General features: G+C 61.1%; 9 protein-coding genes. 5 read left to right on the forward strand and 4 right to left on the reverse strand.

Going from position 1 to position 13,401, the window contains the following annotated elements; all coding sequences use genetic code 11:
- Positions 1 to 246: 246 nt before the first annotated feature.
- Positions 247 to 864: a hypothetical protein gene (locus tag ACX80I_RS17010; RefSeq protein WP_459346284.1), complete on the forward strand. Its 618-nt coding sequence runs from the start codon at positions 247 to 249 to the stop codon at positions 862 to 864.
- Positions 865 to 1,066: 202 nt separating this feature from the next.
- On the opposite strand, the gene ACX80I_RS17015 is transcribed toward ACX80I_RS17010, so the two are convergent.
- Positions 1,067 to 2,122: a hypothetical protein gene (locus ACX80I_RS17015; protein ID WP_459346285.1), complete on the reverse strand. Its 1,056-nt coding sequence runs from the start codon at positions 2,120 to 2,122 to the stop codon at positions 1,067 to 1,069.
- A gap of 740 nt (positions 2,123 to 2,862) precedes the next feature.
- Here ACX80I_RS17015 and ACX80I_RS17020 point away from each other — a divergent pair.
- The 3 genes from ACX80I_RS17020 to ACX80I_RS17030 all read left to right on the forward strand — a co-directional run bounded on the left by ACX80I_RS17020 (position 2,863) and on the right by ACX80I_RS17030 (position 6,669).
- Positions 2,863 to 4,095, forward strand: coding sequence for a S8 family peptidase (locus ACX80I_RS17020; RefSeq protein WP_459346286.1), 1,233 nt, complete (start codon positions 2,863 to 2,865; stop codon positions 4,093 to 4,095).
- A gap of 94 nt (positions 4,096 to 4,189) precedes the next feature.
- On the forward strand, positions 4,190 to 4,627 hold the full coding sequence (locus ACX80I_RS17025) for a hypothetical protein (protein ID WP_459346287.1): 438 nt from the start codon (positions 4,190 to 4,192) through the stop codon (positions 4,625 to 4,627).
- Positions 4,628 to 4,638: 11 nt separating this feature from the next.
- Positions 4,639 to 6,669, forward strand: coding sequence for an FG-GAP-like repeat-containing protein (locus ACX80I_RS17030; protein WP_459346288.1), 2,031 nt, complete (start codon positions 4,639 to 4,641; stop codon positions 6,667 to 6,669).
- 385 nt (positions 6,670 to 7,054) lie between these two features.
- Here ACX80I_RS17030 and ACX80I_RS17300 read toward each other — a convergent pair whose 3' ends face one another.
- The 3 genes from ACX80I_RS17300 to ACX80I_RS17040 form a co-directional block, all read right to left on the reverse strand.
- On the reverse strand, positions 7,055 to 8,386 hold the full coding sequence (locus tag ACX80I_RS17300; protein WP_525929870.1) for a DUF8189 domain-containing protein: 1,332 nt from the start codon (positions 8,384 to 8,386) through the stop codon (positions 7,055 to 7,057).
- Between the two features lie 287 nt (positions 8,387 to 8,673).
- The gene (locus ACX80I_RS17035; RefSeq protein WP_459346289.1) at positions 8,674 to 9,558 is read right to left on the reverse strand and encodes a trypsin-like serine peptidase; all 885 of its coding nucleotides are present in this window, start codon (positions 9,556 to 9,558) and stop codon (positions 8,674 to 8,676) included.
- A gap of 882 nt (positions 9,559 to 10,440) precedes the next feature.
- Positions 10,441 to 11,235, reverse strand: coding sequence for an AfsR/SARP family transcriptional regulator (locus ACX80I_RS17040; protein ID WP_459346290.1), 795 nt, complete (start codon positions 11,233 to 11,235; stop codon positions 10,441 to 10,443).
- A gap of 725 nt (positions 11,236 to 11,960) precedes the next feature.
- On the opposite strand from ACX80I_RS17040, the gene ACX80I_RS17045 reads away from it, so the two are divergent.
- On the forward strand, positions 11,961 to 13,401 hold a 1,441-nt coding region (locus ACX80I_RS17045; protein ID WP_459346291.1), incomplete at its 3' end, for a M12 family metallopeptidase.

Raw genomic sequence — 13,401 nt, forward strand, 5'->3', positions numbered from 1 at the left:
GGTGATTATCCGATATGCCCGGCAGGCATTTCTAAGAGTGAGGGTCTGCTTCAACTGCAGTGAGATAGCGCTGCATATTCTGCCGTGTTCTCCCGATAACCAGCGGTGTGAAAGACCGACCGGAATTCCGCCGCGGCCTCACTGCCATGGATGCGACCGTACCCGCCTCATTACCGATTCCGCGCAGGCTCGCTCCAATCCTGCTTCGCCCCTTAACGTCGTCCCTTCCGACTCAGGAGATTTCCCATGTCCAACGTATTTTATGGTGCTTGGTTGGTTCGCCGGGGCGGCCTCGGCTGGTCCACGCACGAGGCCCAGTTCCCAAACCTTCCGATCCTGGCCCACATCCAGTTGAGCGCCGTGTACCTACAGGACGGTGCGCAATTCGAGCCGTTCCGTAGGCAATACGCGCTGGCCTACATCGAGACCGTGAACACTCCACACGGTGTGTGGGGGATCCCGATGGCCAACAAGGAGACGGACAACAACGTCTGGCTGGAGACGGACCATGTCACGTTCCAGCTGCAAGCAGAAGGCGTTGAGACGTGTTCGGCATTTGGCCTCATCCACGACCGCAGCCCGGCAGCCTCCAATGCGGGCGTCGTGACCGACAGCCTGGACTTCGCGATCTTCGATCCCGACGGCATGGTGGTCGGCACCCATCGAGTGGTGCAACTCGAAGGTGGCAAGCGACTGCAACCCGATGATGTACAGGAGCGGGTGCTCGAGCGCGCGATTGCCCAGTCCGACCGTAACCTCGACATCGTCCCGGTCGACCTGACCGGCATTCCCGCCAGCGCCGAGTTCCGAATCAACACACGCACTCGACGCCCAACCCCACCCGCAAGTCCCGGTCCCATCTGATCTGGAATTCGCCGGGTAGGCCTATGACCGCCGCACCACGGCTCCTCTTGCTGCAGACGGGTCGCATGCCATGCCGAGCGGTACAGCTCTCCAAGCTGCCTGTCCTCAGCCCGCAGCGCTTCTCCTGGAAGGGCTACCCGCACCATTGTTTTTCGGGAAGGGAAAGCTGGTAGCTGAGCACTCGGGCGCGATCGGATCATGTTCAGGTCTCAGCTTTGTGTTCCTTGCCGCCTATTTTGTCCAGGACTACCTTCGCCTGTCGATCCACGACACCGGTGAACAGTTGCTGGGAGGCACCAAAAATAGCGGCCCATGCGAGTATTTGCGGAGCAGTGTCCAGCGCGGACAATCCAGGCACGAATCCTCCCCGCATGAGGATCAGCCCGAGGTATGCAGTAAGGGCTCCCAGTGGCAATTTCATGAGTCCAAGAAGCGCCGGCACCGAGTATGGGCTGAAAGTACCCTGGACTTTACGCAGTGATGCTGCCCCTGATACGGCGGCTGCCAAAAGGCCCATAAGCTCAATCAGGGCCACATCGGCGCGTGTGATTGTTTCCTCTCGTGTTTTGTCGATGTCGGCTTGCGGTGGATCATCACTCGTGGGAAAGATTGATTCGTGCGTCGCACATACAATTTTGGCCGGAGCTCCCTGCGACTCACCCTGGGGGTTGAAGCACACGGAAAGCTTGTCGGGAAAGTACGCACCGAGCACTGCCAATGCGGCAGCCATGATCGTGATGAGCACCACGGCCCACATCAGGGCCCGATAGAAGCTGCGAGCCTGTCCATACGCCTGGCGAGCACGCGAGTGTGCGGCTGCCGAGGCTGCGATGACACTTTCACGAACACTGTCATCGATGTTCACAGGTGCTGGTGATGCCGTGAGTGCTTTCTCGATCCACGCTCGGCGCGGATCGGCGGGGGCCAGGTACTTTCGGACATCCGACAAGATCTCAGGGATCCAGCCCTGAACGTATGACGGGGGTGCGATGCGCAGCAGTTGTTCCTCAGCTGAGTCGATGGCACTGTATGCACGGGCCATCGCGGCCGGATCGTTTCGACGACCGGCCTTCGCGGCTTCTTCCGCTTCCTGCACATGTCCGTTGATACCGTCAATTAGAGCGCTTCGACGCATATCCCCGGGGGCTGATGGCATTGGCGGGTCAGCCCGAAGAGAGGTGGCGATTGTTCTGAGGCGGGCCACCTGGGCCAATACATCCTCCCGCCAGGGCGCTTTACGTTTACCTGGTTTAGTCATGCTGCGACTCATACAGGGATTCGCGTTACGCCGGCGTTACCCCTGTGCGGCGATAAATCCCATCCCAACCTCCTGTCCCTCGGGCAATGCAGTTAACGGGCGATGCAGGCCCAGGCCTCGGCCACAACATCGGCGAAAACATGGATGAGTAAGGCCGCAGTAACGCCGCAGTAACGGCGGGTTCTCTATTTTGAACGGAAGGTTGCAAGGTGCGCCGTCGCACAACACGTGCGGGACATTGCTAGGTGGAAGAATTGGTGCAATGGCTGAAGTCGCTGCCCAGCCCTTCCTTTTCTCGCACCTGATTGTTCGAAGCCGTCCTGCTCAAGGCAAGGCGACCTTGGGAGAGTGAAGGTATATGGCAGATTCTGCCGCTGGGACGCCTAGTGGCGGCTGATACTAGGTATCCCCGCAAGACCAGAGCCGGAAGAACCGACCAACCGGCGGCGGTCGCTGCGTTCACCGAAGCGAAATGGGTGTCTTGGTGACTTCGATGCGCGCGTCCTGGCAGCACCAGCGACGACACTGTGAAGAGTAGAAATTTTGGAAAAGGAAAAGTAGAAATTCTGATTGGCTGCCTCGCAAGCCCAAAACCTCCGCCGATCACCGCGCAGCTTCACGTCCGGGGACACTGCGATCTCCTTTGTCCGGCTTTCCACGCCGGCACGTGCACAAACTTTCCGCACAGCCCTGACGCCATGAGACGCAGGTCGCTGTGCATAGCGATCAAGGAAACCACGATGTCGACACCTCTCGCCCAGAAGATCGTTATTTTGCGCGCACCTGCCCTGCACGCCACCCGGGGCCCCTTCGACGGACCGGTGACGCCTGGACTCGAATCCACTGCCCAAGGCATCGCCGAGCGCGCGGTGGGGATGACGGTGGAAAGGGAAGACAACCCCTCGAGTGCCACGATCAACGCCCTACGAAACGATCCGACGGTCCTCAGCTTCGCCCCCACGATGCCGATGAATCTCATCGAACCCCTTAATGCAGAGGATGCAGCGTCCGGTTCCGTAACGTGGGGCGTCAAGGCCGTCGGAGCGGATACGTCTGCCTTCACGGGCGCCGGGGCGATCGTGTCGGTCCTGGACACCGGCATCGACGCTACCCATCCCGCCTTCGCCGGTGTTGACCTTGTCACGAAGGACTTTACGGGCGCTGGCAGCGCCGATGACGACAACGGGCACGGTACGCACTGCGCGGGAACAATCTTCGGCCGCGACCTCGAGGGCCAGCGGATCGGCGTTGCCCGCGGCGTCCAGAAAGCCCTGATCGGGAAGGTACTCGGTGGTCCGAACGGCGGAAGCAGCGACATCCTTGCCTCGGCCATGTTGTGGGCTGCCGACAACGGCGCCCATGTGATTTCCATGTCGCTGGGCATCGACTTTCCCGGTTGGGTGGATGAACTGGTCAAGGTGAACGGTTTGTCCATCCCCGCCGCGACATCGATCGCCCTCGAGGGCTACCGCGCCAATGTCCGGCTTTTCGAACAGTTGACCAACCTGCTCAACGCCCGCGCCTCAGTCGCCCAGACCACAATCGTCGTGGCGGCCGCCGGAAATGAAAGCGAACGCACCGGCAATCCCGCATACGAGATCAACGTTGCCCCACCGGCGGCAGCCTATGGGATTACGTCGGTTGCTGCCTTAGCCGACGGACGTGCCGGCGGCGGACTCACCGTGGCACCGTTCTCCAACACGATGGCCACCGTAGCCGGTCCCGGAGTTGGGATCCTCAGTGCCTGGCTCAATGGCGGCACCAAAACGATCAGCGGAACCAGTATGGCGACCCCGCATGTGGCTGGGGTCGCCGCGCTCTGGGTCGAACGGCTTCTTGCGCAGGGACCGCTCAGTCCGGTACTCCTTCAGGCAAAACTGATCGGTTCCGGGACGCACGAACCCCTCCAATCCGGCACGGACCCCGTAGACGTAGGCGCGGGTCTGGTCCAGGCTCCAACCAGTACTGATTAGGTCGATGAGCCCATCTCCGTGCAGGCTTTCCGGTGCGCGAAGGACCCTCACTCTCTTCTTTTATCGATAGCTCTATTGCCCAAGGTGGATCACCATGACTGAAAATACTGAGGGAAAACCCTCCAGCCAGCGGCGGGCCGTCCGATTGATCTTTCAATTTGACGGGGACGACGTCACCCTTATTTCCCAGCAAGACGTCGACATCACCAGGGTGCCCGCGCTACGGGAACCGCCGCCAGGGAGCTACGTAGAGGTGCGCGCGGCAGATGGCGGCGCACTATCGCGCGTACCCATTGGCAATGTTTTCTCAACAAGTATCGAGGTTTTCCCGGAGTCCACGGCAGAAGCCATCGTCAGGGTCGACGTGGACAAGCCCAGCGGGGCTTTCACCGTGGTGGTACCCGCCTCCGAAGACGCGGCACGAGTGGCCGTACTGGGGGTTCGAGCAGCCCGAGGGGCGGAAGGCAAGCTGGAAGCGGAACGCTCTGCTCCCGAAGAACTCGGCGTCTTCCCCCTCCTGCAGACGCGTTAGGGGATGTGATCATGACTACTTCCGATGGCACCGTACAGGGCAACACACAGATCTTCGGATCCGCACCCCGTAACAGGGCGTTCAACATCGTCCTGCTCGCTGAGGGGTTCACCGCTGGACAACAAGCCAACTTCAATACCGCATGCACCGAGTTCGTCACCGCTTTCAGCGCCACAGCACCCTTCGACGGGTTAGCGTCCGCAATCAACGTTTTCCGCGTCAACGTCGCCTCAACCGATTCCGGAGCTGACGACCCGGCGGCGGCAGGAGGTACGGGAGCGGTTGTCCGTACCTACTTCGACGCCACCTTCGGAGGCAACAACATCCGCCGTTTGCTGCTATGCAACACCACGACGGCCCTGCAGGTGGCAGCAGCGCAGGTGCCCGAGTTCACCGTGGTTCTGGTCGTGGTCAATTCGACCATCTACGGTGGCGCTGGAGGATCAGTGGGCACTTACTCCCTTGCCTCAGGCGCGACCGAAATCGCCATCCACGAGCTCGGACACACCGCCTTCGGGCTGGCGGATGAGTACGACTACTATGCCGGCGGAGCCGAAACCGGTCATGACCACCACCCACCGGTAGAACCCAGCGAACCCAACGTCACCGTCGATGCAAACCGGGCCACCCTGAAATGGCGCTGGGCGGTGAACGCGGCCACGGCACTCCCAACGACAGCCAACCCGGACTGCACGACAGTCGATCCGCAACCAAGCCCGGTCCCGGCAGGAACCGTAGGAGCTTTCGAAGGCGCCCACTACTACCACTGCGGCGCGTTCCGTCCCGAATACAACTGCAAGATGCGCAGCCTGGGAGATCCATTCTGTCTGGTGTGTAGCCAGGTCATCCGAAACCGCATCGGCTCGCTGGGCCACGCCAGCATCGTGGGCTTCGGTGATGCCGGGGTGTGGGTGTCATTGAACAACGGCAACGGCACGTTCAAGGCCCCGGTCAAGGTGGTGGACAACTTCGCGTATTCGGCCGGCGGGTGGCGGGTCGAGAAGCATCCGCGGTTCCTGGCGGATGTGACCGGGGACGGCAGGGCGGACATTGTGGGCTTCGGTGATGCCGGGGTGTGGGTGTCATTGAACAACGGCAACGGCACGTTCAAGGCCCCGGCCAAGGTCGTGGACAACTTCGCGTACTCGGCCGGCGGGTGGTGGGTGGAGAAGCATCCGCGGTTCCTGGCGGATGTGACCGGGGACGGCAGGGCGGACATCGTGGGCTTCGGTGATGCCGGGGTGTGGGTGTCATTGAACAACGGCAACGGCACGTTCAGGGCCCCGGCCAAGGTCGTGGACAATCTCGCGTACTCGGCCGGCGGGTGGCGGGTCGAGAAGCATCCGCGGTTCCTGGCCGATGTGACCGGGGACGGCAGGGCGGACATCGTGGGCTTCGGTGATGCCGGGGTGTGGGTGTCATTGAACAACGGCAACGGCACGTTCAAGGCCCCGGCCAAGGTCGTGGACAACTTCGCCTATTCGGCCGGCGGGTGGCGGGTCGAGAAGCACCCGCGGTTCCTGGCGGATGTGACCGGGGACGGTAGGGCGGACATCGTGGGCTTCGGTGATGCCGGGGTGTGGGTGTCGCTGAACAACGGCAACGGCACGTTCAGGGCGCCGGTCAAGGTGGTGGACAACTTCGCCTATTCGGCCGGCGGGTGGCGGGTGGAGAAGCATCCGCGGTTCCTGGCCGATGTGACCGGGGATGGTAGGGCGGACATCGTGGGCTTCGGTGATGCCGGGGTGTGGGTGTCATTGAACAACGGCAACGGCACGTTCAAGGCCCCGGCCAAGGTGGTGGACAACTTCGCGTACTCGGCCGGCGGGTGGCGGGTGGAGAAGCATCCGCGGTTCCTGGCGGATGTGACCGGGGATGGTAGGGCGGACATCGTGGGCTTCGGTGATGCCGGGGTGTGGGTGTCGCTGAACAACGGGGACGGCACGTTCAAGGCCCCGGCCAAGGTGGTGGACAACTTCGCCTATTCGGCCGGCGGGTGGCGGGTGGAGAAGCACCCCCGCTTCCTGGCCGACATCGGATGAATTTTCGGATGGATGGGTCAACTCACAAGGACTGTTCCATCCTCCGCCCCCGATGAGCCCACCGACCACTGGCAGAAACATTGAACGCGGACACGGGCCCAAAGGTAGGTCTGACCGAAGGTCCAGACGGGCCGAAACTATGCAGGGCGTAAGCCGAGGAACCGAGGACCGCGTTCTTAAGAGGACCGCGTTCTTCACTGGGCACGGAAACGCGTTCTTCACTGGGCACGGAAACTAGACGCGACATGCAATCCTGCTGATAGTCCCTCCCAAGGTTCAACTACGCCACGCCGAAACCCGAACGGGCACGCCGAAAGCCGAACGGGCACGCCGAAACCCGAACGGGCACACAGGGCCACGTCGTGGACGATTGGAACCGAACAGATCAGGCCATTACATGCGGGAGGCAGTAGTCGGCACTGCCAGATTGTGCCGACGGGGTGTGTGTTCCTCCGGCCGGGCACCGGGATGTTGCTTGACCGCCGCCGAAGAACAACCCCTGGCACCTGTTGCACCAGCGCCAGTCCCTCTGACGGTGGGGGGATGCCTGTATGCCGTAAGCAAGGCAGTAGTCGGCACTTCCAGTTTGTGCCGACGGGGCGTGTGTTCCTCCGGCCGGGCACCGGGATGTTGCTTGACCGCCGCCGAAGAACAGCCCCTGGCACCTGTTGCACCAGCGCCAGTCCCTCTGATGGTGGGGAGATGCCTGTACGGCGAAAGGCAAGATGTAGTTGCCGCTGTTGCTCTGAGTCTGAGGCGAGTGAGCGTCTCCGGCCGGGCACTGAGAGGCCGCTTGACCGCCGCCGAAGAACAGCCCCTGGCACTTGTTGCACCAGCGCCAGTCCCGTTGCGTCGAGTTTTCGGGCACAGGCGTGCCTGTTTTGTGGAGTAGAGCACCTTGAGGGTCAAGGCCGAAAACATGGATTTTGCCGTCAGCCCATACCACCGCTGGCGAAGAAATGACTGACTCGGTGCCGATTGGCTCGTACGCTGACCAGCCCCGGTCATACCATTTGTGCCAGATGGCATTATCGGACTGACGTTGGACAAAGATGTCCAGACTGTCCGGACCCCTGGTGCACACTGCTGGGGCTTGGCTGAAGGGTTCCGGGCTGATCTGGCTATAACCGGACCACGTGTGCCCATCGAAGGCTTTATACCAAAGTGCGCTGTCCGTACCCTGGACAAAAACATCGATGCGACCATTTCCTCGTGACACTGCCGCTGGCGCAGCATTGAGCTGTTCGGCACCCAGCTGCCGGGCTGGTAACCAAGTCTTCCCATTGAAGGCCTTGGTCCACAGACTGTGGTCACGGGCGGCCCGTGCGAAAACGTCCAGCCAGCCTTGCCATCGTGAACAGATGCTTGGGCTTGAATTGATCAGCAGTTGCTGGTCGAGTAATGAGTAGCCGGACCACCCGATGTTGGTGTCATAGACCTTGCCCCAGAGGCGACTGTCCGTGCCGCGGACGAGCAGGTGCCGGCTTTGATGATCTGGTGCTATTACGGCGGGGGAACCGAGAAAGGGGTTCGGCGCGATTTGGTTGTACCCGGTCCAACCTCCCCAGGGCGTGTAGGTTTTCGTCCACAGGTCTAGTTCCGGCGTACGGCTGACATAGACTTCCTGTATTCCCGTCCCTCCGGAACACGCGCTGGGCGCCGCAGCTAATTTTTCAGCCCCGATTTTCTCATAGTCCGACCAGTCCATGATTACCATTTGTGGCTCCAACTCTAGAGGCAGCACATGGGGATCGCCGGCCGATCGGCGAGAGTTCCGCGCTCCCTGCCTTCCTTCATAATGATTTCCGGTTGTACCGATCTGCCAGCCGCTGCCGCGACATGAAAAGACGATGGTAGAAAACCGCTCTGATTTCCCGATCTCCGGATAAAGTGCCAATCACCTCAGACCGTTGATCGATAAAATGATGAGTTCCGTTCCTCAAACGTGTCAATTAGTGGACCGAACCGCTGTGGTTCCCTCGCATGCCTTACTAGGGGCGGGGGCTACACGGGCCAGTTCGCTTGCCCGTGTCGGATCAGGTCCATGAGTGCCCCACCGCCGGAGTACACCAGGCGTGTTGGGTCGAGAACATCCTTTTCCTGACCGCTCAGGACGCCCACAACGTACGGGGTTGCGGTGTGGTGCCAGAGGGGGCCACCGGACCAACCTGGGCCAAGATCCGCCTGCAGATCAAACTCAAGCTCTTTGCCGGGACTGTCGTTGTCGATGTCGCGCACAGCCATGTCCAGCTCGACCGCCGGTCGCTCCCCATAGCTGCCGGGATAACCGGACGAAACGAACCGCTTGTTGTAGTACTCGTCCTCGTTGCCGAACGATGCGGCGCCCATCCATCCCAATGCTCTTCCCAGGGGGTTGAAGAGCTTGCAGATGATGTAGTCGTATCCGGTGACACTCCCGTTCGGGTTGTATCCGTGGTAGTTCTGCACAAATGAGCTGCCGAACGGCCGGGCACCATTGTTGTAGGCGGGAACGAACTCCATGCTCCAGTTCTGGGCTCCCCACGGGGCAACGTGGCCGGCAGTGAGGAGCAGATTGGGTCCGACAAGGACACCGCTTCCCCGTCGTCCATTGCTGTTGAAGACGATCCCAACGGTGCACATCGGATAGAGCATCGGGTTGGGCTCTTCGTGGACTGCAGGTGCGATGAACGACTGTCCTTCCACTGAGAATGTCTCATCAGAGGAAGGGTCGGCGAGGGTTGCCCACGGAGGGCAATAGGGCTCAATCGTTTGCTCACCGAAGGATTCAGTGTCCGGCGGAATCAGTTCAGTCTGTTGCTGCCCGGGTATTACCCGGAGCAGATCCTTGACGTCTTCGGGGATGTCGAGCCGCTCGAGAAGGTTCAGTGGAAGTGTTCCGTCGACCATGTCTCTACCTCTCATCTACTTGCGTCATCTACCGGCCGTGATCGCCGGTCGGTGGTCCTGGAGCAGGTTCATGCCCCGCCCGGCCCCAGTCCGTGGACCAGGAATTCAGGTAGGCACCTCCCTCCGGCACAATGAGCCACCGTGGTCGCCCACCCCAGCCGCCCACCCCAAAACTCGTTGTCAAAGTGGTTCTCTCGAATCGGGTGTCCCGGGCCTCCGACCTGCACCGTTCGTGCCGTCAGGAGCTCGACGAGGCTGAACGAGTATATTCAGCCGGGCGTTACACCCGCGTTATCGCCCCACTTACCGCTTCAGCCCGCCCGCCGCGCGACATCAACCTAACTGGTTCCATGCCTCCGCTCCCCTCCATTGGCCCGACCGGGGCCGGCCATTGCGGCCATGCGTGCAGTGCCACCAGCCAAGGTCGATGAACCAAAACCGCTCCCCCCCAGCAGCAGTAACGTCCCCGTAACGGGGCTCCGTTGTACTAGGGCTAATGCGACATCATCCGCCGAAAGTCAGCCGTGGGTTCACTTCTGATGCTTCCGCAACAGAAGTACGGCAGCTGCACGATGCTTTTCTTGCCGCACGGGAGTGCATACTCCACGTTCACGCTAACCGGGGGTCGGGCGTAGGAGCCACGCTTTTCCACGAGGACCAAACGTAGACCGGGAGCAGGTGAGCGTCATGGCGACAGACCACCGTTGGCTAAAATCAACGGGCGACTTGGGAGCAAGCCCGGAGGCCCCGGCAGTGGAAACCATGATCATCCGGACATGGTTTGAGCGGGGGCACAGCCAGGGCTTTCGCGCACGGATAACTTACGGGCAAAGATCCGGAAACGAACAACGTACTGTACTCGCCGCCGACCATGACGAGGTTCTATGGGTGGTGGCGAAGTGGCTCGCCGCTCAGCCAGGAGTCACCCGCAGGAACAACTAGGTGGTCTTTTCTTGTACGCGCTGGACCCTCGATGGCATCAGCGACAAGCCTGCTAAGAGCCGCAGAAGGCTGCAGCCCCAGATCCTCCTCCAGTTTTTCCCGATACCGTTCGTAATCCCGAAGCGCCGCCGCCGGATTGCCATGCTGCAACTCCGCCGCCACGAGCATCCGGACCGCAGCCTCGTACAGTGGCTCCAACTCCAGTGCTGCCTCTGCGGCCGCACCAGCAGTAGCACAGTAGCCCTGGGCGAGAGACTGGCCAGCAATGATGGTAAAAGCGCGAAGCCGGTCCTGCTGCAGCCGGCTTTGTTCGAATATGACCCAGTCCTCATACCAACCAGGTAGCAGCTCCGCGTCACGCAGATCGTGCAGCATAGGAGCCCAATTCTCCTCAACTCCAACCGCGCTCACTCTCTCCATCTGAATACGAACACGATGCAAGTCCACCTCAACCCGGTCGTTCAAGGACAACATCGCGCCATGATTGACGATCAGCCCGGGTACCTGGCGCGACACCAGGTGCACGCTGACCCGCAGACTTTCTAGAGCTCTGGGATCGGGATATTCCGGCCACAGCAGGCCGACCAGAAAGCTCCGAAGACAGGGCCCCTTGATGGCAAGCGCTGCAATGAGGCGTTGCTGACGGGTGGCAACGTGCACGACAACGCCATTCCGGTAAAGCCGCCAAGCCCGGAGCAGTTCGAGTTTCAATTCACCATAGTCGTCGTAGCCCATGGGAACCTGGTTTCAGTTTGCTTAGACGATGCCTCATCCAAAAGCAAGCATCCTCACCTAGGTGTGGCGTGTCAATAAAATACCCCTCTGTTTCAGGAGGGGGCTTTGAATCATCAGGAAATGGTTACTTCTCGGACACAACTACGTCTCCAAAGGAGCGATTGCGTATCGTCATTGCTCTCACCTGCCGGAGCGCTGCTCGGTGGCACGAGACGCTGCCGTCTGGTGCACCTACCGCGTCCCCGAGAAACCCCTGCCAGAAATGGCGAAAACAGTTCACCAGGTTGACCGATTGAAGCACCTGCAGGCATTTGCCAGCCCGCTGAGCACTGTTTAAGGCTTCCGATCAAAGCCGCCTCAGGAGGTCGGAGACCACCAGGGGCCCCTGTCACTGGGAACCTCATGCCCGGCATGCCCTGAAATGCCCGGCTCGTCGCGGTGGCAAAAAGAATCGGGAATCAGAGTACTGCTCTCCTACGCTCGTTACCGGGAGACGTGGCATCCAGCAGTACCAACCGCCGGCTGACGGGCTTCTATTCTCCTGCTCTATGTGCCTTTACGACGTAGCTATGGAGCATGCACGCCTCGTTATCGCCGGATCAACCTTCCGCCCCGACTGCTGCGTCACCGCCACGAAGGGTCTTTTTTGGTAATGGGCTGGTAACGCCCACGTCGCTAACCTGCCCTGCACCACTGCAATCGCAGCTTTTTACCTGGGAGACATCATGGAAGAGAACCAAGGTCCTGCCCCGGAAGGCATGGACGAGACCCGCTCTAGGTGTGAGGAATTGATGTTCAGGTCCTCCGCAGACGTCCGGACGTCCTTCGTCTTCGGTATCCAAGCCTTCCAACTCAAGCCAGTTCACTACGCCGCGATCGACGGGGTCGGCTTTTTCGAGGGAGACATCCGGCTCGGAACCGTCGATGAGCTCGAGGCTTGGCGCACGGAATTTGAGGGGATCGCGACTGAAAGACTCTCCATCAGCGGCCACACCGAGGAACCACTCGACTTCGCTGAAGGAGTGGGTATCACAGGTCAGAGGTTTCGCTGGCCGAACGGGATAGTTCCTTATGAGACGGTTCCCGAACTGCGGGACCGGGTCAGCGCCGCGATTGAGCACTGGGAGGCTCACACCTGGATTCGTTTCGTTGAGAGGACGGCACAGAATGCCGGATCGTGGCCGAACTGGGTGTCCTTCCAGGTCCGGGATGGCTGTTGGTCCAGCGTCGGTATGCAGGGGGGCGAGCAGGATATTTCACTGGCTGCGGGGTGCGGTTTTGGGGCCGCGGTGCACGAGATCGGCCACGCAGTCGGGTTGTGGCACGAGCAAAGCCGGGAAGACCGGGCCCGTTTTATCCGCATCAACTGGGAAAGCATCGAGGACGGCAAGGAGCACAACTTCAATCAGCACATCACCGATGGAGACGACATCGGCGCTTATGACTTCGAATCGATCATGCACTATGGCCCCACCGCCTTCGGTATCAATGGCCAGGTGACGATAGCGGCTATCAACGGTGAGTCCTTCGGCCAGCGGACAGGTTTGAGCGACGGAGACATCGCTGCCGTCCATGCGATGTATCCCCAGCTCGAGCCCAAGCCCTTTCCATGGGCGTACATCGCCTATTCCACCGATCTGACCGGGGACGGACGGGCGGACATTGCCGGGTTCGGTGAGTCCGCCGTCTGGGGGGCACTGAACAAGGGCGACGGAACGTTCCACTCCACGCAGAAAGTGCTCGACGGATCCTTCGGGTACAGCGCCGTCGCCGGAGGATGGCGGGTGGGGAGGCATCCGCGGTTCCTGGCGGATGTGACCGGGGACAAGCGGGCCGACATCATCGGGTTCGGTGAGTCCGGTGTCCGTGTAGCGCGCAACAAGGGCGACGGGACCTTCCACCCCCCGCAGACCGTGTTGAACAGTTTCGGCTATGGCGGCGGGACATGGCGGGTCGAACGGCACCCCCGTTTCCTGGCGGATGTGACCGGGGATGGTAGGGCGGACATCATTGGCTTCCACGGGGATGGCGTCTGGGTGTCGTTGAACAACGGGGACGGCACGTTCAGGGCGCCGGTCAAGGTGGTGGACAACTTCGCGTACTCGGCCGGCGGGTGGCGGGTGGAGAAGCATCCGCGGTTCCTGGCGGATGTGACCGGGGATGGTA

The organism is Arthrobacter rhamnosi (genome assembly GCF_054510855.1).

Coding starts and splice junctions, on each gene's coding strand:
- ACX80I_RS17010 (WP_459346284.1), top strand. CDS start 247: ATGTCCAACGTATTTTATGGTGCTTGGTTGGTTCGCCGGGGCGGCCTC.
- ACX80I_RS17015 (WP_459346285.1), bottom strand. CDS start 2,122: ATGACTAAACCAGGTAAACGTAAAGCGCCCTGGCGGGAGGATGTATTG.
- ACX80I_RS17020 (WP_459346286.1), top strand. CDS start 2,863: ATGTCGACACCTCTCGCCCAGAAGATCGTTATTTTGCGCGCACCTGCC.
- ACX80I_RS17025 (WP_459346287.1), top strand. CDS start 4,190: ATGACTGAAAATACTGAGGGAAAACCCTCCAGCCAGCGGCGGGCCGTC.
- ACX80I_RS17030 (WP_459346288.1), top strand. CDS start 4,639: ATGACTACTTCCGATGGCACCGTACAGGGCAACACACAGATCTTCGGA.
- ACX80I_RS17300 (WP_525929870.1), bottom strand. CDS start 8,386: ATGGTAATCATGGACTGGTCGGACTATGAGAAAATCGGGGCTGAAAAA.
- ACX80I_RS17035 (WP_459346289.1), bottom strand. CDS start 9,558: ATGGTCGACGGAACACTTCCACTGAACCTTCTCGAGCGGCTCGACATC.
- ACX80I_RS17040 (WP_459346290.1), bottom strand. CDS start 11,235: ATGGGCTACGACGACTATGGTGAATTGAAACTCGAACTGCTCCGGGCT.